This is a genomic window from Rhizobium sp. RAF36, assembly GCF_052114105.1.
Taxonomy (GTDB): Bacteria; Pseudomonadota; Alphaproteobacteria; order Rhizobiales; family Rhizobiaceae; genus Rhizobium.
Map to the genome: position 1 here is coordinate 100959 of NZ_JBFREC010000011.1, position 22658 is coordinate 123616.

Consider the following 22658-nt stretch of genomic DNA (forward strand, 5'->3'; position numbering starts at 1 on the left):
CTCTTGAAAACACTGAACCGGCACCGCTTGCCGATTCGAATGGTCTTCTGCGGGAACACCGGACTTAAGACAATGACGCCGACAGGCAACGCCATGGAAGCAGCGCTCAACGAGCTCAAACAGGCCATCTCAGGCCTCGAGAACGCCGTCGACATGCGCATCGAACGCCAGCGCGAGCAAGGCGATATCGAGGGCGAGGTACGGCGCGTTCATGCCGATCGCTCGAAACTGGCGCAGGAGCTGGATCAGGCGGAATTCCGGGCGAACCGTCTGGAAGAGGTCAATCGCGAGGTCTCCCGCCGGCTGGTAACGGCGATGGAGACCATTCGCGCGGTTCTGGACCGGTAAAGGAAGCAGCGACATGGCGCAGGTGACTGTTACGATCGACGGCAAGGCCTATCGCATGGCCTGCGAGGAAGGCCAGGAAGGCCATCTGACGGATCTCGCCAACCGCTTCGACGGCTATGTCGGCCATCTCAAGGGCCAGTTCGGCGAAATCGGCGATCTCAGGATCACTGTCATGGCCGGTATCATGGTGATGGACGAGATTGCCGAACTCACGCGCCGGGTGGCGGGTCTCGAGGCGGAGCTCGACGGTCTGCGCAGCAACCGCGATACGGTGCTTGCCGCGACCTCGCGCACCGAAGAGACGCTGGCATCGGCGCTTGGCGAAGTTACCAGCCGCCTGCGCAGCATCACCGAAAAGCTGAACGGCCGGACGCCTGCCGAGCTGAATTAATTCGCCGAAACACCGCTTTCTGCCACTGGCGCGGCCTCGAGAACGCCCTTATATATTGAAGGCGATCTGCGCCTCTCGACAGGAATCACAATCCCTGGGGCCATACTCGATCCAACGGGAGCTGTCCCTGACCAGGCTCGTGGGCCTGGACATATGGCGCCCACCTACGTTTGTAGGCACCCAGGATCGTAAACATCCACCGGTTGCCGCGGATCGCACTTTCCCCTTCACAGTTTCCCTTCCCCGATTGCCACGTCCTTCTTCAGGTGAGCGCTTAGGTCGTTGGCCTTGGCGGGGCGGGGCGGTTTGGCCGCCGATTTGGCCCGATATGGCTGAACCAAGCGCAGCAAGATATTCAGAAATTTCATGGAAACGGTCATGGTCTTTCCTTCCATGACGCCAATTTACTGCTGTGGAGTAGCGCAGTATAATGAAACTCCCTCCGCCCAATGGTGAAGGATTTTCATGCCAAATCGCGTTCTGCCGCCTGTCGCCACATTGCAGGCCTTCTGCGCCATTGCGGAAACCGGCGGCTTTGCCAAAGCGGCGGAGCGGCTGGGTCTTACGCAGACGGCAGTCAGCCACCAGATCGCGCAGCTCGAAGGCTGGCTTGGCGGACGGCTTTTCGACCGCGGGCGGCATGGGGCCAGGCTGTCGGCTCTCGGAGCGAAGCTTCATCCGGACATTTCTGCGGCAATGACCGCACTGGAGACGGCGCTGCATCAGGGCCGTGCGGCAAGCCTCGATCCCTCGCTGGTCATTGCCACGACACCCGAATTTTCCAGCCAATGGCTGGCGCCACGTCTGGAGGCCTTCTGCCGCCGTTATCCGAAGATTGAGGTGCGCACCGCGGTCACCTATCAGCGCCCCGATTTCACCAGCGTCGATCTGGCGATCTGGCTTGGGCATGGCGGCTCAGAGCTTGTGACCGAATCTTTATTGCTCGACGACGAATTCGTGGTGTGTGCGCCGGAAGTCTCCGCGCGGCTTCCGCGCCGGGGTGCGGTTCGTGCGGCACCTCTGCTTGCCTATCGCGGCATGCGTCATACGGTTCTCGACTGGCAGCGATGGTTCGAGCAGGTTGGCGGCGACCTGAATTCGCAGGAGCTGGCCGGTTTCGATATTGGCGAAGCGGTGCGGGAAGCACAGGTCTTCGATACGTTCGAGGAGATGCTGGAAGCCTGCGGCCGGGGCGAAGGCTTTGCGCTCGTTCGAAGTTCGCTGGTGGATGCAGATCTTCAGTCGGGAAAATTGGTGCGCTGTTTCGTCGAACAGCAGCCGGCGGCATTGAATTATGCGATGCTTTATCCGGCGGGCGCCCTGGAAAAATCGTCAGTCGCGCTCTTCAGGCAGTGGCTGCTCAGCCAGACAGGGCCGCAGCAATAGGTTCTTACTCGGCTGCAGCCAGATAGATGGTGTTCTGCGAGGAGGCGGCGAGCGCCTGCACTCTTGCTTCGGCCTTGGCGATCAGCTGGTAGAACTCGTCCTGTGCATCGACATCGAGCTGGATGACGGCGTTGACGTCCTCCGGGGTATCGCAGACGCAGGCAACTGCCGATATCGGACAGATGCCGCCCGGATAGCGCTTTCCATTGCCGGTATACGCACGGCGGCCCCAGCGCTCAGAGAAAACTGTCTCTTCGCGGTCGAGATGCAGAATCGTGCCCTTGCATGCTGTCACGATCGCGGCCTTGCCGTAAGCGAACCAGTGATAGTTCAGCTTGCGCAGGATATATTTGCCAGTGATGTCTTCTCCGGCCAGTTCGGCGGGATCTTGAATCATTCTGATCATAACGGCGTCCTCGAAGTTGCCTTCAATATCCGGTATGTCGGTTTCCGCCGCAAGTCGAAAAACATCAGGTTTTGTATAGACTTAGTCACAAACTATTTCCAATTTTTACAAACGGACGGCTGTTGCGCATACCGGAGCGAGTTTGATTTGGTGAATTGAATTCATAAGTGTTGGGATTTTCACCCGGATTATCGTCGCAATGGCGGTCGCCCATATTGTGAGCCGAACAAGAATTTGCCGCGCCTGTCAGATGCGGCTTTCACATCGGATCTCATTATGCCCCTTGCACTTTTTGCGTTAACGATCGCGGCCTACGCGATCGGAACCACCGAATTCGTCATCGTCGGCCTGCTGCCGACCGTGGCCGATGACCTTCACATCACCTTGCCGCTCGCCGGCCTGATCGTCAGTGTCTACGCCCTCGGCGTCACTTTCGGTGCGCCTATCCTGACGGCGCTCACCGGCCGGATCGAGCGTAAGCCGCTGTTGCTCGGGCTAATGGCGCTGTTTGTCCTCGGCAATGCGATGGCCGCGCTCAGCCCCGGTTACCTGCCGCTGCTGGTGGCCCGTGTGCTGTCGGCCTTTGCCCATGGCGTATTCTTCTCAGTCGGCTCGACGATCGCCGCCGGTCTGGTTCCTGAAAATCGCCGTGCCTCGGCCATTGCCATGATGTTCATGGGCTTGACGGTGGCGATCGTCACCGGCGTGCCGCTCGGCACGTTCATCGGCCAGACTTTCGGCTGGCGCGCGACATTCGCAGCCGTTGCCGGGCTGGGCGTCATCGCCTTGATTGCGATTGCCGTCCTGCTGCCATCGACGCTGACGAAGGCCGAACCGGCGACGCTGCGCCAGCAGGCCGGCGTCCTCGGTAGCGGGCGCCTGCTGATGGTGTTCGGAATGACGGCGCTCGGATATGGCGGCACCTTCGTGGCCTTCACCTTCCTGGCCTCAATCCTGCAGGAGGTCACCGGCTTCTCGGCTTCCTCAGTTAGCCTCATCCTGGTGCTCTACGGCCTGGCGATCGCTGCCGGCAACATCGTCGGCGGGCGGATCGCCAATCGGGATCCGGTGCGGGCGCTGACCTGGCTCTTCGTTGCCCAGGCCGCGGTTCTGGTGCTCTTCAGCTTCACGGCCGTCTCTCCCTGGCTGACGATCCCGACGCTGGTGGCGCTCGGCTTCCTCTCCTTCGCCAATGTGCCGGGCCTGCAGCTCTATGTCGTTCAGCTTGCCAAGCAGGTCCGCCCGGCAGCTGTCGATGTGGCCTCGGCGCTGAACATCGCCGCCTTCAACCTCGGGATTGCCGCAGGCGCCTGGATCGGCGGCCTGGTCGTCGAGTCGCCGCTTGGCCTGCAGGCGACACCGTGGGTCGGCGCCATTCTGGTCGTTGGTGCGCTGCTTCTGACGCTGAAGAGTGCGGCTCTCGACCGGCGGTTGGTTCCGGAGGCGGAGCCCATGCGCAGGGCGGCCTGAACGGTCATGCAATCAACGGGCGCTTCGGCGCCCGTTTTCTATTGCGCTTCAAGATCGCTCTTCAGCCGGTCGATGATCGAAAGAGCGTGCCCGGCATAGGCGCTGATCCAGCGGTCGTAGATATGTTTGATCGGCAGGCTGTTGAGGTGGTTCCAGCGTTCGCGGCCCTCCTTTTTCGCGATCACCAGACCGGATTCCTCCAGAACCTTCAGATGCTGCATCACCGTGCAGCGGTCCATATCCGGAAAATTTTCGCAAAGCATGCCGGTCGTGCGCGGTCCGTCCTTCAAAAGGTCGAGGATCTCGCGACGCCGGAAATGGGCGAGGGCCTTGAAGACAGGGTCGTTTTCCGATTCGCTTGACATGTTATGTTTTTATAACATAATGGCGCCGATCACAATGGAAAAGAGGAGGAAGTGCCATGTCCCTCAGTATTCGTGTCGGAGGCCGGATCGGCCGGCCTGCCGCGGAGGTTTTCGATGCGGTGGTCAATCCGAAAAAGCTCTCGGGTTATTTCACGACGGTCGGCGGCGCGAGCGCGCCGCTTGTCAAGGGAACCACGGTGACCTGGTGGAAGGACGCGCCGGTGGAGGTCGTCGATCTGGTGCCGGAGAGCCTGATCGTGCTGCGCTGGGACGGCGGAACGGATGCGGACAAGGTCCGCTACAAGACGACGGTCGAAATGAAGTTCGAGGCGCTTGAGGATGGCGGCACGATGGTTACCATCTCCGAAGACGGCTGGCACGAAGACGAAGCCGGGCGGCGCGGCACCTATCTCAATTGCGAGGGCTGGGCCAACATGCTGTGCTGCATGAAGGCCTTCGTCGAGCACGGCATCAATCTGCGCGACGGCATGTTCCTCAGCGAGATGCGCGGCGAGCCGGCCGAAGCGCCTGACTACGAGGCGCGGACATGAGCGCGGCTTTCGAGGGCGGCGTCGATGTCGCGATGAAGGTGCCGCCGCACCAATATCAGCCCGTCTTGAATTTCTACCGCGATGTCGTCGGGCTGAAGGAAATCGGCAATGAGGGTACGCGCGGTTTCGAACTCGGGCCGATCCGGCTTTGGATCGACGAGAGCCCGGGCATGAGCCAGGCGGAACTCTGGCTGGAGCTCTTCACGCCGGATTTCGGCCAGGCCGCAGAGCATCTTCGCCAGGCTGGCGTGACGCGCTGCGATGCCATCGAACCGCTCGGCGAGAGTTTTCGCGGCGGCTGGATCCTCAATCCAGCCGGCATCGTCCATATGGTGCGGGAGCCGGATACCTGGGAACCGCCCTCGGAGTGACCTATTCGGCCGCGGGCGGTAGCAATCCCTGGCCCGGCGCCGGCAATGCCCTTGATCCGCTCGCCAGGATGCCGCCCGGCGACGGGCGCCATCTGGAGCGGCGCACGGAGACGGTGTTGGCTGCCATCCGCGTCTGGCCGGAATAGGCGGACGGCTTCTGGAACATGCGGCTGAACAGGGCGCGGAGCGCTGCCAGCGGATATGCCCTGCCCGGCATTGCTTCCGGCATCTCGCTGTAGAGCCGCTGGATCATCTTGCGCCGGACGATCGCCGGATGGGCGTGGATATCCTCGCTTTCGCGCCGTTCCTTTACCGCGACGACGGAGACGGTGAAGGACGACCGGTTCTGATCGACGCGGTCGATGCGTCCGGCGACGTCGAAGCCGGGGAAGGGCGAAAAGAGAAGCAGATCGCCGACACCGGCATTCATGCCGATGCGTGGTTGCTGCAGGCTGATTTCCGCCTGTGTCAGAGAAAGGCTATCGACGGTGCAGGGCAGGGCCTGGCCGTTGCAGGTCATTGCCGTCTTGCGTCCGACCGGAAACTTGATGGCGTCCAGCGGCTCGCGCGGCAGCTCGATGCAGACGAGCATCGAGACGAACGCATAGACCATGACCACCATGCCCCAGGCGACGCTGAAGCTGTCGAGGCCGCTGTAGTTGCTGAGCAGCGGCCCGTTCAGCATGCCGGTGAAGGTCAGGATGATGATCAGCGCGAAGGTGGTGGCGATCGGATAGAGGATATCGACGCGGGTGCGGTCCTCGCCCTTGGCCGTCACCTTGAATGGCCGTCCGAAGGGGTGGGCGATGGCGTGGCAGATGGCGATGGTGATCGGGATCGCCGAAACCATCTGCGAGACCTCGGTGAACAGCGGCAGGCTGCGCCAGCCGGAGACCCAGGCGTGGAAGGTCCACATCGCGCCGACCATCGGCAGGGCATAGAGGAAGAAGGCTTCGGGCTCCATCAAGATCGCCGGCAAGCCGAGGAAATAGAAGAGGATCGGCGCTGCCATCAGAAGCAGCATGAACGGCCGGCAGAACCAGAACAGCAATCCGTGGAAATAATGCAGCCGCTGCATCAGCGTATAGCCGCGGCCGAAGAACGGGCCGTCGCGCAGAAGCGCGACCTGGATGGTGCCGAGGCACCAGCGGCAGCGCTGGGTGATGTAGCCCGACAGGCTTTCGGCGGAGAGCCCGACGCTGAGCCGCTCGTTCAGCCAGCGGGTGCGCAATCCCTTCTGCATCAGGCGGTAGGTGAGATGGATGTCTTCGGTGACCGTTTCTTCGGGCATGCCGCCGATGAGTTCCAGCGCATCGCGCCTGACGACGCAGGATGTGCCGACACAGAAGGCCGCGCCCCAGCCGTCCTTCGATGGCTGCATGACGTCGAAGAAGATGCGCTGGTCGTCGACCCAGGCCTTGGACGCCAGAAGGTTATGCTGCACCGGGTCGGCATTATAATAGAATTGCGGGGTCTGGATCAGGCCGATTTCGGGATCGACGAACTGGCCGATGATGCGCTTCAGGATCGGCCGCTGCGGCGCGAAGTCGGCGTCAAGGATCAGGATGAAGGGGGCGTTGGTGATCTGCTTCGACCAGCGGATGGCATTGTTGATGTTGCCGCCCTTGGCGCCCTTGTTGTCGTCGCGCGTCAGATAGCGCACGCCGAGTTCGCCGCAGTAGTCGCGCAGCCATTCGCGCCGCCCGTCGTCGAGGATCCAGATGGTGAAGTTGCCGTAGTCGATCGCCTTGGCGGCGAGGATCGTCCGCTCCAGGATGGTGACATCCTCGTTGTAGGTGCAGATGAAGACGTCGACGGCCGGCGGCTTTCCCATGCGCGAGATCATCGCCTCGCTGGTATCGGCTGCCCCTGTATGGTCGGTCCGCCGGAAGAAGAAGACGATCGACAGCAGCGTGTAGAGAATGACCACGGCCTCGAAAGCCAGGTAGATGCGCGGCCAGATCGCGTAGGCGCTCCAGTCGAAAGCCGGCAGCGTCGTCGTCAGCCGGAAATAGACGTAGTTCGCAAGCATCAGGATCAGGATGGTGCCGAAGACGGCGCGGTCCTTGCTTCTGTTGCTGTCGAGCAGCAGTGCGCAGCCCAGAATGAGGGCAAGCGTCACCAGCGAGAAGAGGATGGCATCCGAGAGGGTGACTACTTCTGGGGACATGGCTTTTCCTCGTTCTTGGCCGCAAAGGAATCTGCATTGAAGGGGTTGAGCCTGAGCGCCGCGAGCACGGCCCATCCCGTCGCCCCGACATGGGGCAGGCGATAATATTTGAAGTCGCCGGGCTCGGAGTTCGGCCCGACCTGCAGCCCCGTGGTCAGCTGCTCATCGACTGTGGCGTAGATCAGTTTCTCGGGTGAGATCTGGGCCGATATGGTCTGGAACAGCGGCTCCGCCTTTTGCGCATCGCCGACCATCTGATAGATCAGCGCTGCCTGCGCGGTGCCCTCCAGCCAGATGCCGTCGCGATCGTCGTTGAAGTCGAAGCCGCCGGGAACGCCGTGGTTGGCCTCGGTCCATTCGAGCACCTGCGGTGCCTTGGCGGCGAAATCCTTGACGGCGATCAGGGGCCAAAGCTCGGCATCGAGACCGGACATGTTGACGTTCGGCGCGTTGCTGTCCGGCACGCTGCCGATATAGAAGCGGCCCTCTGCCTTGTTCCACATGGCGTCGAGGAAGTCCTTGGCGCTCTCGCCGTCATGCTCCCAGTCGCCGGCCTCATCGATGGTCGCCAGCCAATGATCGGCGGCGTAGATATCGAGGTTGTGCTCGGTGGATTTCCAGGTCATCCGGTCGGGCGTTGGCTCGTGACCGAAGAAGCCGCCGAAATAGCCGGGGTTCTTGGGGTCGGCAGTCGAACGGTGGATGAAGTCCATGATCTTGCGGGCGCCGTCGAGATAGGCCGTCTGGCCGGTCTCGGAATAGGCGGCGAGCAGGCCGAGCGCGCCCCAGGCGGTGCTGCCGGTCGCACTGCCGACCTGATAGCCGTCCTCGATCCAGGAGTTGCTGGCCGTGCTCCAGTAGCCGGGAAGCAGCATGCCGTCCTTGCCTGTTATGACCGGCCCGGAGCGATAGGCGTTGCGCAGCCGTCCGTCGTGATAGTGGCGGTCGGTTTCCAGCGCCAGCACCAGCGCATCGGCGACGCGTTTAGCCTCCTTGGCGCGGCCGCAGCCATAGAGCGCCATCATCGCCAGCGCGTTGTCATAGGTGAAGCCGGTATTGTCGAGCGCCGGGTGCAGCTTCGATCCGCCGTTTGCCGGTTCGAAACTGCGAAAGACGAAAGCCTGCTCCGGTTCACCCGTCATCAGCGCGGCCAGGCCGTCGCAGAGCGTGCAGGCCAGTTCGTCATGTTTGCCTGCGGCCGCAGCAGGCGGTGGGCTGAAGGCAAATGCCGCCATGGCGAGCATCGCCGCTAGGAACGTTCTACGCAAAACCATATCAAAGTCTTCCCTGTTATCGCCGCTCGATAACGTGAAGCGAAAGCGCGCTTGTTACTGCTGGAGGCTCGCCATCTTGTGGCCCTTGTCGAAAAAGGCCGACGCGGAGAGCAGGCCGTCCGCCTCTGACAATTTGTCGACGGCCATTTTCGAATAGCGGGTGAGGCGCGCGACGACGGTCTCTCCAAGCGAGACAATCACGTCCTCACCGACATTGCATCCAAAGAACTTGTCGTTGTTCGGCTGTCCGGCAGCGGTCAGCTCGACAGGATCGTCGTCGACCTTGACGAGGACATAGACTTCGTCGCCCTCGGCCTTCGGAAACTTGGCGAAATAGCGGTTCTGCTGGCCACTGTCGAAGTAGCGGACGATCTTGTAGACGTGGCCGCTTTTCTTGACGCCGAGCGAGCGGAAATTGACCATCGCCGGCGTGCCTATATCGAGGGAGGAGACATCGCGGCTTCTGTAGACCGCCGCAGCGAAGGCCTCGGTGCAGTCGAGAGACTTGGCGACCGCTTGGCCCTGCATGACGAAATCGCCGAAGGAGGCGTCGACGCTGACGACCTGGCCGTGATGGTCGGCGACCACCTCGGCTGCCCCCGATTTGCCGAGCCGGCCTTCCTCGCGGTTGATCAGCTTCTCGACCTGCGCCTTGCGCTCGGTCATCTGGTTGATCTCGATATTGTCCTCGGCGATGTCGCCGGCGAGCTTGGTGCGCTGCATTTCCAGCGTCAGCAGGTTGGCTGCGACGGTACCGCCCGTATAGATGTCGCGGCTGACCAGCGACTGGACGATCTCGTTGCGCTTCAGTTCGCCGCGGGCTGCATCGAGCTCGCCCTGGGCGGCATTGCGTTTCTGCCGCTGCGGCTCGACACTCGCTTCGGAGGTCATCCCCTTTTTCAACAGCACGGTGGCGCGCTGCAGCAGCGCATCCTGTTCGGCAAGCCGTGCCTCGTAGATCGAAACATTCGATTGGGCGTTGCTGATCACCGCCCCCAGTTCGCTCAGAACCCCGTCCTTCACATCCGATATCTGCGCCTTGACCTTGCTCAGCTGGTCATTGCGCTCGGCAACCACGTTGATCGTGTTGTTGAGCTTTTCCGTCAGATCGAGTTTCTCAAGCCGGAGACCGGTGAGAGATGTCTGATCCTGATTGGGATTGGAGACGGTTGCCGTCACATCGCCGAGATTGACCACCTGGCCGACCTGCAGCGAGATCTTGTCGACGCGGCCGTAGATCGGCGAGGCGATCATCTGCACGGGCGCGTTGATCACCGCCTTTGGCGAAACGACGAAGAACTGGTTGGGTACCATCGACATGCCGATGGTGAAGAGCAGCAGGAATGCGAACAAATACCCAGCGATCCGCGAAGCAGACAGTATTCGTACGTCTTTTGGATGAATATTAATTGGTGTGGCCTTCATAGTCTTCAATCCTGAACTGACAAATCATAGATCGAAATTGAAGGGCACTTCCCCCGTTGTTTTTTTATTTAGTTGTTAATCAAAAAGTACCATCGAGATTTCACCAAGGCAACTGCTCACCAAGTGCAAAATTTTGCGGGACAGTGTTGTGACGAAGATGAGCGATAAGTTAAGAATATGAAAAGAAACGGATTAATCAGCTTTATTTCGGGCATAGAAAATTTTCGTGACTGCTTTGATTGGCCGCTTGAAAGCATCCGCCGGTAACTGCGGCATGCTGCAATGCAACTGCCATACGTCTTTGCCGTCGGGCTCAGGCCGGCTCTTTTACTGAGTTTTTCACTCCGATTTTAACAGGGCCACACCCTTTGCGCGAAACGTTTCGCGGCGTGAAAAGACGGCAGCGCGGTTTCATCTCCCGAATGTGACAGAGACTTCGCTTGCCTGCGGCGGCATGAGTGCTAATTTCCGGAATCATATCGATTAGATTCCCAGGAGAATATAAAATGCAGCTTGGCATGGTAGGTTTGGGCCGTATGGGCAACTACATGGTCCAGCGCTTGATGCGGGATGGCCATGAATGCGTGGTCTATGACGCGAAGCCGGAAAGTGTTTCCGACCTGACGGGCAAGGGCGCCACCGGAGCCAGCTCGCTGGAGGAGTTCGTCTCGAAACTGTCGCGTCCGCGCGCCATCTGGCTGATGCTGCCGGCTGCCATTACCGACAAGGTGATCGCCCAGCTTCTGCCGCTTCTGCATGATGACGACATCATCATCGACGGCGGCAACTCCTATTATCATGACGATATCCGCCGCGGCGCGGAGCTGATCACCAAGGGCATCCATTATGTGGATGTCGGCACCAGCGGCGGCGTCTTCGGCCTCGAACGCGGCTATTGCCTTATGATCGGCGGCGAAAAGGGCATCGTCCAGTCGCTGTCGCCGATCTTCGCATCGCTGGCACCGGGCGTCGGCGACGTGAAGCCGTCGGAAAACCGCACCGCCGGAGAGCACAGCACCGCGGAGCAGGGCTACCTGCATTGCGGCCCGCATGGCGCCGGCCACTTCGTCAAGATGGTCCATAACGGTATCGAATACGGCCTGATGGCCGCCTATGCCGAAGGCTTCAACATTCTGAAGAATGCCAATATCGGCGCGGCGACGCATGAAGCCGACGCCGAGACGGCGCCGCTCGCACATCCGGAACATTACCGCTACGACTTCAATCTGCAGGATGTTTCGGAAGTCTGGCGCCGCGGCAGCGTCATCACCTCCTGGCTGCTCGACCTGACCTCGGATGCGCTGCATGCCGATCCGGCTCTGGCGAAATATGCTGGCCGCGTCTCGGATTCCGGCGAGGGACGATGGACGATCATGGCGGCAATCGACGAAAGCGTTCCGACGCCGGTGCTGAGTGCTGCGCTCTACGGCCGCTTCTCGTCGCGTGACCAGGACGAGTTCGCCAACAAGGTGCTCTCGGCGATGCGCGCCGGCTTCGGCGGTCACGTCGAGAAGCCGAAGGCATAAAGCCCAACAGTTACCCATATATTCTTGAAGACCCGCGCTTTCCGAGCGCGGGTTTTTTCGTGCCCATTGCCTATGGCATCGCAAGCGATATGGTTGATTCCAGTCATACCGGAGGGCGTCGGGTGTTGGGTTCAAGGTTCGTGAGGGGGAGCCTCTGGGCTTGCCTGTTTTCGTTGACGATTTTTCTCGGCATTTCCGGCGGCGCAAACGCGCAGACGGCGCCCGTCCCATCCGCAGCCGATGCCGCCACGCCGCCCGACAAGGTGCGGCAGATGATGCAGTTGATGCAGGCGCCCGAGGTGCAGACATGGATGGCATCGCAGATGAAGATGGCGCCCGCGGCGGCGGCCGATGACGGCGGGCAGATGTCGGTGCTGTCAGACCTGCTCGCCCATGCGCGCCACCATGTCGAAATGGTCTCGGACGCGGCCATGGACCTGCCGGAAGAGGTCGAGGCCGCCGACGGCATCGTCGATCGCGAGATCGAGCCGACCGGGCCGGGGTGGATTGCCGTTCAGGGCCTGACATTGCTGCTGATCGGCACCTTGGCCGAACTGCTGTTTCGTGCCGCGACGCCGCGGCCGCGCATCCGCCGGACCGATGTCGAAGAGCCGGCCGCACTGCATCACGCCGGTGCCAATCTCTTCTATCGCGTCATTCCTGCGATTGTTTTCGCCATGGCGACGATCGTTCCGTTGGTTGCCTTCAGCTGGCCGCCCATCAGCCAGGCGATCGCGATTGCCGTTGCGATCGCGCTGATCGCGACCCGCTTCACCATTTCCATCGGCCGCATGCTGGTCGTGCTGGTGACGCTGCCGCGCGCCGACGGTGAGCGCGATATTTCCCGCGCCAAGGCGTTGTACTGGTTCCGGCGCTCGGCGGTGTTCGCCATCTATTTCGCGTTTGGCTGGGTGGTGATCCAGATCATGGAGCCGCTCGGCTTTTCAGTCGGTTCCCGCTTGTTCGTCGCCTACATCCTCGGGATCGGGCTTTTCCTGATTGCCGTCGAGGCGGTCTGGTCGCGCCCGACCGATGGCGCCAGGCACAGCACCGCCACGGCCTGGTTCCTGACGATCTATTTTCTGGCGCTATGGCTCCTATGGGTCACCGGCTTCATGCTGCTTCTCTGGCTCGGCATTTACGCCCTGCTTTTGCCGAAGGTTCTCCGCGTCGCAACAATGGCGGTCCGTTCGCTGCACCAGGCGGAAGCGGGTTTCCTGGCCAACCGCCGGATGGCGACCGTGCTGCTGGACCGCGGCGTTCGAGCCATTATCATCGCGGCAGCGGCGGTCTGGATGGGGCGGATCATGGGCTTTGCGGCAGACAGAATGGCGGCGGGCGACACCATGGTCGACCGCATCACTCGCGGCGCCATTGGCGGCATCGTCATTCTCCTTGCGGCCGACCTGCTGTGGCACATCGTCAAGGCCTATATCAACGGCAAGCTTATCGATTCGCCGCTCGACGCTTCGGCTTCGGATGAAGAGAAAGCCAAGCGCGCCCGCCTGCAGACCTTGCTGCCGATCTTCCGCAACATCTTCGCGGTGGTCATCGCCGTCATTGCCATTTTGATGGTCTTGTCCGGCCTGGGTATCGAGATCGGGCCGCTGATTGCCGGTGCCGGTGTTGTCGGTGTCGCGGTCGGTTTCGGCGCGCAGACCATCGTCAAGGACGTGATCAGCGGCATGTTCTATCTCTGGGACGATGCTTTCCGGGTTGGCGAATATATCGAGAGCGGCAGCCACAAGGGGGTGGTCGAGGCCTTCAGCCTGCGCTCCGTGAAGCTGCGCCATCACCGCGGACCGCTGACGACGGTTCCCTTCGGCGAGCTCGGCGCCGTCAAGAACCTCAACCGCGACTGGACGATCGACAAGATCAGCCTGAACGTCACCTATGACACCGATCTGGTGAAGGCCAAGAAGGTCGTCAAGCAGATCGGCCAGCAGCTGCTCGACAATCCCGATTTCGGCCCGCATATCATCGAGACGCTGAAGATGAAGGGCGTTGAACAGTTCGGAGAATTCGCGATCGAGATCCGGCTGTCGATGATGACCAAGCCGGGGGAGCAGTTCGTCATCCGTCGCAATGCGCTGGCAATGATCCGCAACGCCTTCAAGGAAAACGGCATCGAGTTCGCGGTGCCAACGGTGCAGGTTTCCGGCGACGGGCGGGACCACGAGGCGATGGCCGCTGCCGCACGCTATGCGGCCCAGGCACGGGCAGGCGGCGAACCTGCGGCCTGACATCAGTAAGGGGTGCGACGGAATGCTACAAAAGCGCTGTGGAGGACTATGTCACCCAGCGCTAATTTTGCCCCAATTCGGGCCGATGAGGCGCGCTTGGCGGTAGCGGGGTAGCGCTGTCGGGGGCCGATAGAGCTTGCCTGCAGCATATGCTAGTTCTTTGCCGAACGACTCACGCCAAGCTGGCAGTCGGCAGGGGTAAGATGGCGAATCAAGGCAGTCTGGAAGAAATGGAAAGCGAGGAAGCCGGTGGCTTTCGGGGCTTTATCCGGCGTTACCGTACGCAGCTTGTCGCGGCAGCGACGCTTATCCTGTTTTGCATGGTCGGTTATGCGATCATGCAGCTTACCAACGAAGTCCGCTATGACGACGTCGTCCAGGCGCTTGCCGACACGCGCGTCAGCTCGATCCTGCTGGCCTTGCTCTTTACCGGCCTCAGCTTCTTCGCGCTGATCTTCTACGATCTCAATGCGATCGAATACATCGGCAAGAAGCTGCCCTTTCCGCATGTCGCACTGACGGCGTTCAGCGCCTATGCGGTCGGCAATACGGCGGGCTTCGGCGCGCTCAGCGGTGGCGCTATCCGCTACCGCGCCTATTCGCGCCTCGGCTTGACGCCCGAGGATATCGGCCGAGTCATCGCCTTCGTCACACTGTCCTTCGGTCTCGGTCTTGCCAGCGTCGCGGCGATCGCGCTGATGATCATCGCCGATGAAATCGGGCCGCTGATCAATACCAATGCGCTGCTGCTGCGGATCATCGCCGGGGCGATCCTGGCGGGGCTCGGCGTCATGGTCTATCTCGGGCGTGATGGCCGGGCGGTGGCTCTCGGCCCGATCGCCGTCCGCCTGCCGGATTCGCGTACCTGGTCGCGGCAGTTCCTCGTTACCGCCTTCGATATCGCCGCGTCGGCCACCGTGCTTTATGTGCTGCTGCCGCAGACAGCGATCAGCTGGCCGGTATTCCTGGCGGTCTATGCGATTGCCGTCGGGCTTGGCGTGCTCAGCCACGTTCCGGCCGGTCTCGGCGTCTTCGAAACCGTCATCATCGCCTCGCTCGGCAGCGCGGTGAATATCGACGCGGTTCTCGGATCTCTGGTTCTCTACCGCCTGATCTATCATGTGCTGCCGCTGCTGATCGCCGTTCTGGCAGTGTCGTTGACCGAGCTTAGGCGGTTCGTCGATCATCCGGCCGCTTCCAGCATCCGCCGCATCGGCGGGCGCCTGACGCCGCAGCTGCTCTCGGCATTCGCGCTGATCCTCGGCGTCATGCTGATCTTCTCGAGCGTCACGCCGACGCCGGACGAGAATCTCGAATTCCTCGCCAATTATCTGCCTCTGCCCATCGTCGAGGGCGCCCATTTCCTGTCGAGCCTGCTCGGCCTGGCGCTTGTGGTCGCCGCGCGTGGTCTTGGCCAGCGTCTCGATGGCGCATGGCTGGTATCGGTGGTCTCCGCCGTTCTGGCGCTCACCCTGTCGCTGCTGAAGGCGATTGCGCTGGTCGAAGCGATCTTCCTCGCGATCCTGATCTTCAGCCTGTTCGTCAGCCGCCGCCTGTTCACGCGCCACGCCTCGCTGCTGAACCAGACGCTGACGGCCGCCTGGCTCATGGCGATTGCGGTCATCTGCGTCGGCGCCGTCGTTATCCTGCTCTTCGTCTATCGCGATGTCGAATACAGTAACGAGCTCTGGTGGCAGTTCGAATTCGCGGCTGAAGCGCCGCGCGGTCTGCGCGCCGTGCTCGGGATCACCATCATTTCCTCGGCGATCGCCATTTTCAGCCTGCTGCGTCCGGCGGCCTTCCGCCCGGAGCCGGCGAGCGTAGACGCGCTGCAGCGCGCTGTCGATATCGTCAAGGCGCAGGATTATGCCGACGCCAATCTAGTGCGCATGGCCGACAAGAGCATCATGTTCTCCGAAAAGGGCGACGCCTTCATCATGTATGGCCGCCAGGGGCGCTCATGGATCGCGCTGTTCGATCCGGTCGGCGAGCGGCATGCCATTCCGGAACTCGTCTGGAGTTTCGTCGAGGCGGCGCGGGCTGCCGGATGCCGCGCGGTCTTCTATCAGATCTCGCCGGGGCTGTTGTCCCATTGCGCCGATGCGGGCCTGCGGGCATTCAAGCTGGGCGAGCTCGCCGTTGCCGATCTCGGCGCTTTCGAAATGAAGGGCGGCAAGTGGGCGAACCTGCGCCAGACGGCCAGCCGCGCCCAGCGCGATGGCCTGAGCTTCGAGGTTATACCGGCGGAAGACGTGCCTGCCATTCTCACCGATCTGGCTGCGGTTTCCAGCTCCTGGCTCGAAGACCACAACGCCAAGGAGAAGGGCTTCTCGCTCGGCGCCTTCGAGCCTGACTATGTCAATTCGCAGCCGGTCGGCGTGTTGAAGAAGGACGGCAAGATCGTCGCCTTCGCGAATATCCTCGTCACCGAAACCAAATCGGAAGGCACGATCGACCTGATGCGCTTCTCTCCAGAGGCGCCGAAGGGCTCGATGGACTTCCTCTTCGTGCAGATCATGGAATATCTGCGCGAGGAGGGATACCGCCACTTCAACCTCGGCATGGCACCGCTTTCGGGCATGTCGAAGCGCGAAACGGCGCCTGTCTGGGACCGCATCGGCAGCACCGTTTTCGAACACGGCGAGCGCTTCTACAATTTCAAAGGCCTTCGGGCATTCAAATCAAAGTTTCATCCGCACTGGCAACCGCGCTATCTTGCGGTTTCCGGAGGGGGCAATCCGATGATCGCGTTGATGGACGCGACCTTTCTCATCGGTGGCGGATTGAAGGGAGTCGTCAGAAAATGATCAGAAAATATATCCTCGCCGCAGCATGCGCCACGGCGCTTGCGTTTCCGGCCTATGCCGCCGACGAGAGTACGCAGGACTTCGAAACCGGGCTTATCCCGTCGCCGCACATCTTTCTGCCGAAGGGTGATGTGAAGGGTGCGGTGATGCTGATCTCGGACGCGGCCGGCTGGGGCGACAACGAAAAGGCCGAGACGGATAAGCTGGTGGATGCCGGTGCCGTGGTGATCGGCGTCGACTTTCCGTCCTACATGGATGCGCTGCGCAAATACGATGCCAGTGACAATGACGGCTGCATCTACCTGGTCTCCGACATCGAGGCGTTGAGCCAGCAGGTTCAGCGCGCCGCCGGCAACAGCGCCTATCATCTGCCTATCATCGCCGGTGTCGGCGAGGGCGGCGCCCTGGCGCTGGCGATTGCCGCGCAGACGCCGGATGCGACGATCGGCCAGACGCTGGCGATCGATCCCACGGCAGGCATTCCGCTGACGCAGCAGCTCTGCACGCCGGCCAGCAAGAAGACCGTTGGCGACCGGATGATCTACGGCCTGACCGAGGGCAATCTGCCGGATCCCGTCGTGGTGGCCTTGACGTCGAATGCACCGAAGGATGGGCGCGAGCATGTCGCGGAGCTGAAGAAGACGCATCCGGCGATCGATGTGCGCGACGCCGATGACGACGCGCAGACGACGCTGTCCGATACGCTTGACGACATGATCGACGCATCGGGCAATGCCGACAATCCGCTCGGCCTGCCGCTTGCCGTTCTCGATGCCAAGCCGGCGATGGATACGATGGCGATCGTCTATTCCGGCGATGGCGGCTGGCGCGATATCGACAAGGAAGTTGGCAGCAAGCTGCAGAAGGAGGGGATTCCCGTCGTCGGCATCGACTCACTGCATTACTTCTGGTCGGAACGGAAGCCGCAGGAGACCGCCGACGATCTCGGCAAGATCATCGACCTCTACCGGAAGCAGTGGAAGGTCAAGCATGTGCTTCTGATCGGCTACTCGTTCGGCGCTGACGTGGTGCCGGCGACATACAAGCTGCTGAAACCGGCCGAGAAGGCGTCGATCGTCCAGATCTCGCTGCTGTCGCTGTCGCACGAGGTTGACTACGTGATCTCCGTCATGGGTTGGCTCGGCCAGAAGACCGACGGGGCCGGTGGCGATCCGGTCGCCGATCTGAAGGATGTCGATCCGAAGCTGATCCAGTGCATCTACGGCAAGGAAGACGATGACGAAGTCGCCTGCCCGGATTTGAAGCAGAGCGGCGCGGCTGTCGTCGAGCTGGCGGGCGATCACCACTTCGACGAAAACTACGATCTGCTGACCAAGACCATCGTCGATGCGCTGAAGTCGCGCCTGAACGACTGAGTCTGGCGGTCAACGCATCAGCTTTTCCTCGCTCCAGCCGAGGGCGGCAATCTCGTCGCCCCGGAAACGGGCATCATCGTTGACGATGAATTCGTCGAGTTGCGGTGGGCGGACACTGGATTCCGCCAGCATCGCATGCACCTGGCCGCGGTGATGGGTCTGGTGCTGGAAAAGGTGGCTGAGGATATCGTCCGCACGCTCCTCCTGAAACCGGCCGCCGCGATCCAGCCGGATGGTGGCCGCCAAGGTCTCCGGCGTCAGCGCTTCGCATAGCGCAACGAGGCGCGCATCGACAGTCCGCTGCTCGGGGATCAGCGCTTCGAGCGTATCGAACGGCTCTTCGATCTTCCATGCATCGGGTCCGAGGCTGCCGCCTTCCAGCCCATCCACGTAGAACCAGTCGACTGTGATGATGTGATTCAGCGTCATCTTGATCGAAGGGAAGAAGCTGGTGCGATGCGCTTCGAACTCGCCCGGCTGCAGCCGGAGGCAGGCGTCGAGCAATCTGACATTGGCGAGCGCATTGTTATAGGCGAGCTTGCGGAAAACCCGGCAGGGATCGAAAACTGTCATGTCATCTCCTGTCGGACCGGTCATCGCCCGTCAATGAACCTTCCTGATTTCCGAGTGGCTCTTCAAGACCTTGCCGCCATCTTCCTGCTCGATCAGATAGGCGGGTTCGTCGCTGGTCGCCTTCCGCTTGATGTCGGCGCCCTCAATGGTGCGCTCGACGTCTTCGGTGAAGCTTTCAGCGATCCTGCCCGTTCCCTTGCCTTTGCCCCATCTCCACTCGACGCTCGTGCCCCTCCTGTATTTCTGCATGGCGATGCTCCTTGTTCAGGATGCAATGCGCGGAGAAGGGGACAGTTCCCTCAATCGTCCCGGTCGAGATCGCCGTCTCGCCAGACGACGTGGCGCGGTGCCGGAGGAAGCGTCTCGATCTCGTCGGCAATGAAATACGGCGGAATATCGAGAGCCTTCAACGCTTCGCGGGTGGCGGGCACCCATTTGAACTCCAGAATGCTCTTGCCGTCCTCGATCTGATGGACGATCTCATTTGGCCGGAAGGGGAAGCTTTCGGGGACTTCCATCAGATAATAGAGCCCGAGTTCGTGCCAGTCGCGCTTCTCGAAATGGAAAAAATTCTCGACGATCCAGAGCAGGCGGCCGACCTCGACCGTCACACCGAGCTCTTCGACCATCTCGCGCCGCAGCGTTTGTTCAGAGGTCTCGCCAATCTCGGCGCGGCCGCCCGGGAATGTCCAGAAAAGCTCATGGACGGCCCGGTGAACGAGGACATGGCCATCGCGGAAGCCGAGCCCGGCGATGCGGTAGTTGAAGCGTCCGGCACTGCCATCCAGCCGGATCATCGTTCTCTTCGGCATCGGCGCGCTCAGTCGTCTTGCTGGAAGAGCCGGAACTGCGCGGCTTCCAGGTCCTTCGGCGGCTGCATGCCGAGGTGCTTCCAGGCGGTTGCGGTGAGTACACGGCCGCGCGGCGTGCGCTGGATGAAGCCCTGCTGGATCATGTAGGGCTCGATGATGTCCTCGATCGCATCGCGCGGCTCGGAAAGGCCGGCGGCGATGGTTTCGATACCGACAGGGCCGCCGCCGAAATTGACGGCGATCATGTTGAGGTAGCGCTTGTCGAGCTGATCGAGGCCCATATTGTCGACGAGTAGCCGGGTCAGCGCCTCGTCTGCGATCTCGCGGGTGACGGCCTCGGCCCTGGCGACTTCGGCAAAATCACGGACGCGGCGCAGCAGACGCCCTGCGATGCGCGGCGTGCCGCGGGCGCGGCGGGCGATTTCCTTGGCGCCCTCGTCGGTCATCGGCAGGTTCATCAGCCGCGCGCCGCGGCGGACGATCAGCTCCAGTTCCTCGACGGTGTAGAAGGAGAGACGCACCGGAATGCCGAAGCGGTCGCGCAGCGGCGTGGTCAGCAGGCCAAGGCGGGTTGTGGCGGCGACCAGCGTGAATTTCGACAGATCGATCTTCACCGAGCGTGCGGCCGGGCCCTCGCCGATGATCAGGTCGAGCTGGAAGTCTTCCATCGCCGGATAGAGGATTTCTTCGACGGCCGGGCTCAGGCGGTGGATTTCGTCGATGAAGAGCACGTCACGCTCTTCGAGATTGGTGAGCAGCGCCGCAAGGTCGCCGGCCTTGGCGATAACAGGGCCAGATGTGGAGCGGAAGTTGACGCCGAGTTCCTTCGCCATGATCTGCGCCAGCGTTGTCTTGCCGAGACCGGGCGGGCCGACGAACAGCACATGATCCAGCGCCTCGCCACGGTTCTTGGCGGCCTCGATGAAGATTTTCAGGTTGGCGCGCGCTTCGGCCTGGCCGGTGAATTCATCCAGCGACTGCGGACGCAGCGTCGCATCAAAATCTTCGCCCTTCTTTTCCGGCGATATCAGGCGGGCGGGATCGCTCATGTCAGCATTCTTCCAATTCGGTACTCACTCAATCCATACAGAACGCGGCGCGGTTTTGCATCAAACCCATACGGAATTATCGCGCCAGTTCCTTCAGCCCCAGCCGGATCAGCTTGGCGCTGTCGGCATCTTCGCCGGCAGTCTTCATGGCGGCAGCGACGGCATTCGCCGCTTGATCACGCGAATAGCCGAGATTGGTCAGCGCTGAGACGGCGTCGGCGACCGGGGCCGAAGCCACGCCTTCGCCGAGTTCCTGCTTGAGGCCGATATTCATCGCCTCGCCGGCATAGGCGGGTGCCTTGTTCTTCAGTTCGGTGACGATGCGGACGGCGACCTTCGGCCCAACCCCTTGAGCGCGGGAGACGGCGGTCTTGTCCTGGAGGGCAATGGCATTGGCGAGTTCCGGCGGCGTCAGCGTCGAAAGCACGGCGAGCGCCACCTTGGCGCCGACGCCCTGAACGCTCTGCAGCAGGTTGAACCACTCGCGCTCAAGCACGCTCATGAAGCCGAAAAGCTTCAGCTGGTCCTCACGGACATAGGTCTCGATGAAGAGGACGCAGGCCTCTCCGACGGAACCGAGCTTCGACAGGGTGCGGCCGGAGCAATGGGCGACGTAACAGACACCATGCACATCGACGAGCACATAGTCTTCGCCGATTTCCTCGATGGTGCCTTTGAGCTTGCCGATCATGATATGTCCGTCAGGGGTGGGTTTCGGGAGTGATGAGGTCGAGCGACGGGAAGTAAGCGCGGTAGCCCTTCACATCGCGTGTTAGCAGTGAATAGCCGCGTATGGCGGCATGCGCGCCGATCAGAAAATCCGGCAGCACACGTTCGCGCTGGCCGCCGGCCTTGCGATAGATGCGGAATGCGGCTGCGGCCGCAAAAGCCGCTGGCCAGGGGAGATTTTCCCTGCGAAAGGCATCTTCCGGCAGTGCGTCATCGACTTCATCGATATCGTCGTAGCGTACCGAAAACTCGGCATAAATGATCGGGTTGATGAGCACCGGCCCCTGATCGAAAGCCTCGATCGTCCGTTGCCTTGACCAGCCATGCCAATTGGACGACGGGACGGCGAGATCGACCAGCACGTTGGTGTCAATCAAGGTCGCCATGTCAGCGGTCACGTGTGATGGACATGAGCGCGTCGGCATCGAGCGCCTGATCACCAGTGCCTTCAAGCTTGGAGATCGCTTTGAGGACTTGATCAAGGCGGTTTCGATCTTCGATGGCGCGACGACCAGTCTTCGGGGAGACAACCAGCTTTCCCCCTTCCATGGAGAATACGACTTCGCTGTTTGGCTCTATACCTGCCAGCTCGCGGAGATCGCGGGGGATAGTGACCTGACCTTTCGAGGTAACGCGCATGACTTGCTCCTTCAAAGTAAGAATAATCCTTACCTAGAGAACAAGTCAAGAACAAACTATCCGGCCAAGGCCGCCAGGCGCATGCGGTTGCTGCCGCGATTGTGGGCATGGCAGATGGCGATCGCCAGCGCATCGGCCGCGTCGTCGCCCTTGAATTCCACCTTCGGCATCAGGATCTTCAGCATCATGTGGATCTGCTTCTTTTCCCCGTGGCCGACACCGATGACGGCTTTCTTGACGGCGTTCGGCGCATATTCGGAAACCTGCAGTCCGGCACGCGCCGGCACCAGCATGGCGATGCCTCGGGCCTGGCCGAGCTTCAGTGTCGCGACCGCGTCCTTGTTGACGAAGGTCTGTTCGACGGCGGCTTCATCGGGTGTGTAGCTGTGGACGATCTCAGCAAGCCCGTCATGCAGCTGGCAGAGGCGGGAGGCCAAGTCCATATCGCCGTCCGACGTGACGGTGCCGGAGGCGACGAAGCGCAGCGAATTGCCCAGCGTGTCAATGACGCCCCATCCCGTGCGGCGCAGGCCGGGATCGATGCCGATGATGCGAATCGTGTTTTGCATGGCTCACCATATTGCAGTTGCAAAATAACTGCCATCGATATGTGAACAAAACAAAAACATCCCTTGTTTTTGTGTCGCGCCGTTTACTGCGAATTAAATCAGTTGTCTGAAATCTAATCCATCAAATGTGAGAGGGGCTCCTTTTTCGGAAGGTTAAGGCCCCCAGTGTTCTGTTTTC

General features: G+C 61.4%; 24 protein-coding genes and 1 other RNA gene. 11 read left to right on the plus strand and 14 right to left on the minus strand.

Features of this window, described 5'->3' with window-relative positions; genetic code table 11:
- Positions 1–72 precede the first annotated feature (72 nt).
- The 3 genes from AB4Z25_RS26805 (at position 73) to ssrS (ending at position 958) form a co-directional block, all read left to right on the plus strand.
- Entirely contained in the window at positions 73–348 is a 276-nt protein-coding gene (locus AB4Z25_RS26805; protein ID WP_112385709.1) for a DUF4164 domain-containing protein, read from the plus strand.
- Between the two features lie 13 nt (positions 349–361).
- Complete coding sequence (locus AB4Z25_RS26810) at positions 362–739, plus strand: cell division protein ZapA (protein ID WP_112385469.1); 378 nt, start codon at positions 362–364, stop codon at positions 737–739.
- A 60-nt stretch (positions 740–799) separates the two neighbouring features.
- A non-coding RNA gene (ssrS, locus tag AB4Z25_RS26815) (6S RNA) lies at positions 800–958 on the plus strand.
- Between the two features lie 8 nt (positions 959–966).
- Here the strand turns inward: ssrS and AB4Z25_RS26820 are convergent.
- The gene (locus tag AB4Z25_RS26820; protein WP_162698732.1) at positions 967–1119 is read right to left on the minus strand and encodes a hypothetical protein; all 153 of its coding nucleotides are present in this window, start codon (positions 1117–1119) and stop codon (positions 967–969) included.
- Positions 1120–1204: 85 nt separating this feature from the next.
- On the opposite strand from AB4Z25_RS26820, the gene AB4Z25_RS26825 reads away from it, so the two are divergent.
- On the plus strand, positions 1205–2125 hold the full coding sequence (locus tag AB4Z25_RS26825) for a LysR substrate-binding domain-containing protein (RefSeq protein ID WP_112538694.1): 921 nt from the start codon (positions 1205–1207) through the stop codon (positions 2123–2125).
- A gap of 4 nt (positions 2126–2129) precedes the next feature.
- On the opposite strand, the gene AB4Z25_RS26830 is transcribed toward AB4Z25_RS26825, so the two are convergent.
- Entirely contained in the window at positions 2130–2531 is a 402-nt protein-coding gene (locus AB4Z25_RS26830) for a hypothetical protein (protein ID WP_112538695.1), read from the minus strand.
- 276 nt (positions 2532–2807) lie between these two features.
- Between AB4Z25_RS26830 and AB4Z25_RS26835 the strand changes: the two genes are divergently transcribed.
- A complete protein-coding gene (locus AB4Z25_RS26835; RefSeq protein WP_112538724.1) occupies positions 2808–4001 on the plus strand; it encodes an MFS transporter in 1194 nt (397 codons plus the stop codon).
- Positions 4002–4039: 38 nt separating this feature from the next.
- Here AB4Z25_RS26835 and AB4Z25_RS26840 read toward each other — a convergent pair whose 3' ends face one another.
- Positions 4040–4366 carry an ArsR/SmtB family transcription factor gene (locus AB4Z25_RS26840; protein WP_112385466.1) on the minus strand — a complete coding sequence of 109 codons (327 nt, stop codon included), beginning with the start codon at positions 4364–4366 and terminating at the stop codon, positions 4040–4042.
- Between the two features lie 56 nt (positions 4367–4422).
- On the opposite strand from AB4Z25_RS26840, the gene AB4Z25_RS26845 reads away from it, so the two are divergent.
- Both AB4Z25_RS26845 and AB4Z25_RS26850 read left to right on the plus strand, forming a co-directional pair.
- Positions 4423–4917, plus strand: a complete 495-nt coding sequence (locus AB4Z25_RS26845; RefSeq protein ID WP_112538696.1) for an SRPBCC domain-containing protein — start codon at positions 4423–4425, stop codon at positions 4915–4917.
- Entirely contained in the window at positions 4914–5288 is a 375-nt protein-coding gene (locus AB4Z25_RS26850) for a VOC family protein (protein WP_112538697.1), read from the plus strand. Before AB4Z25_RS26845 ends, AB4Z25_RS26850 begins: the two co-directional genes overlap by 4 nt.
- Before the next feature lies 1 nt (position 5289).
- On the opposite strand, the gene AB4Z25_RS26855 is transcribed toward AB4Z25_RS26850, so the two are convergent.
- The 3 genes from AB4Z25_RS26855 to AB4Z25_RS26865 are packed head-to-tail and all read right to left on the minus strand — an operon-like array spanning position 5290 to position 10085.
- Positions 5290–7458 (minus strand): glycosyltransferase family 2 protein, encoded by a 2169-nt coding sequence (locus AB4Z25_RS26855; protein ID WP_112538698.1) that lies wholly within the window; start codon positions 7456–7458, stop codon positions 5290–5292.
- Positions 7443–8732, minus strand: a complete 1290-nt coding sequence (locus tag AB4Z25_RS26860; RefSeq protein WP_112538699.1) for a hypothetical protein — start codon at positions 8730–8732, stop codon at positions 7443–7445. Before AB4Z25_RS26860 ends, AB4Z25_RS26855 begins: the two co-directional genes overlap by 16 nt.
- Before the next feature lie 54 nt (positions 8733–8786).
- The gene (locus AB4Z25_RS26865; protein WP_442210124.1) at positions 8787–10085 is read right to left on the minus strand and encodes a hypothetical protein; all 1299 of its coding nucleotides are present in this window, start codon (positions 10083–10085) and stop codon (positions 8787–8789) included.
- A gap of 578 nt (positions 10086–10663) precedes the next feature.
- On the opposite strand from AB4Z25_RS26865, the gene gnd reads away from it, so the two are divergent.
- The 4 genes from gnd (at position 10664) to AB4Z25_RS26885 (ending at position 18109) form a co-directional block, all read left to right on the plus strand.
- Positions 10664–11683 (plus strand): phosphogluconate dehydrogenase (NAD(+)-dependent, decarboxylating), encoded by a 1020-nt coding sequence (gene gnd / locus AB4Z25_RS26870; protein WP_112538700.1) that lies wholly within the window; start codon positions 10664–10666, stop codon positions 11681–11683.
- Positions 11684–11772: 89 nt separating this feature from the next.
- On the plus strand, positions 11773–13926 hold the full coding sequence (locus tag AB4Z25_RS26875; protein WP_112538725.1) for a mechanosensitive ion channel family protein: 2154 nt from the start codon (positions 11773–11775) through the stop codon (positions 13924–13926).
- Positions 13927–14129: 203 nt separating this feature from the next.
- Positions 14130–16733: a bifunctional lysylphosphatidylglycerol flippase/synthetase MprF gene (gene mprF / locus AB4Z25_RS26880; RefSeq protein ID WP_112538701.1), complete on the plus strand. Its 2604-nt coding sequence runs from the start codon at positions 14130–14132 to the stop codon at positions 16731–16733.
- Positions 16730–18109: a virulence factor family protein gene (locus tag AB4Z25_RS26885; protein ID WP_112538702.1), complete on the plus strand. Its 1380-nt coding sequence runs from the start codon at positions 16730–16732 to the stop codon at positions 18107–18109. Before mprF ends, AB4Z25_RS26885 begins: the two co-directional genes overlap by 4 nt.
- A 9-nt stretch (positions 18110–18118) precedes the next feature.
- Here AB4Z25_RS26885 and AB4Z25_RS26890 read toward each other — a convergent pair whose 3' ends face one another.
- The 8 genes from AB4Z25_RS26890 to ruvC all read right to left on the minus strand — a co-directional run bounded on the left by AB4Z25_RS26890 (position 18119) and on the right by ruvC (position 22480).
- The gene (locus AB4Z25_RS26890) at positions 18119–18682 is read right to left on the minus strand and encodes a DinB family protein (protein ID WP_112538703.1); all 564 of its coding nucleotides are present in this window, start codon (positions 18680–18682) and stop codon (positions 18119–18121) included.
- 30 nt (positions 18683–18712) lie between these two features.
- Complete coding sequence (locus tag AB4Z25_RS26895) at positions 18713–18931, minus strand: DUF2945 domain-containing protein (RefSeq protein ID WP_442210130.1); 219 nt, start codon at positions 18929–18931, stop codon at positions 18713–18715.
- 50 nt (positions 18932–18981) lie between these two features.
- A complete protein-coding gene (locus AB4Z25_RS26900; RefSeq protein WP_112538705.1) occupies positions 18982–19494 on the minus strand; it encodes an NUDIX hydrolase in 513 nt (170 codons plus the stop codon).
- 8 nt (positions 19495–19502) lie between these two features.
- Positions 19503–20543 (minus strand): Holliday junction branch migration DNA helicase RuvB, encoded by a 1041-nt coding sequence (gene ruvB, locus AB4Z25_RS26905; protein ID WP_112385455.1) that lies wholly within the window; start codon positions 20541–20543, stop codon positions 19503–19505.
- A 76-nt stretch (positions 20544–20619) separates the two neighbouring features.
- Positions 20620–21234 carry a Holliday junction branch migration protein RuvA gene (gene ruvA, locus AB4Z25_RS26910; protein WP_112538706.1) on the minus strand — a complete coding sequence of 205 codons (615 nt, stop codon included), beginning with the start codon at positions 21232–21234 and terminating at the stop codon, positions 20620–20622.
- Between the two features lie 10 nt (positions 21235–21244).
- A complete protein-coding gene (locus tag AB4Z25_RS26915; RefSeq protein ID WP_112538707.1) occupies positions 21245–21658 on the minus strand; it encodes a type II toxin-antitoxin system VapC family toxin in 414 nt (137 codons plus the stop codon).
- 1 nt (position 21659) lies between these two features.
- Entirely contained in the window at positions 21660–21911 is a 252-nt protein-coding gene (locus AB4Z25_RS26920) for an AbrB/MazE/SpoVT family DNA-binding domain-containing protein (protein WP_112538708.1), read from the minus strand.
- A gap of 56 nt (positions 21912–21967) precedes the next feature.
- Positions 21968–22480: a crossover junction endodeoxyribonuclease RuvC gene (gene ruvC, locus AB4Z25_RS26925; protein WP_112385449.1), complete on the minus strand. Its 513-nt coding sequence runs from the start codon at positions 22478–22480 to the stop codon at positions 21968–21970.
- Between the last annotated feature and the right edge of the window lie 178 nt (positions 22481–22658).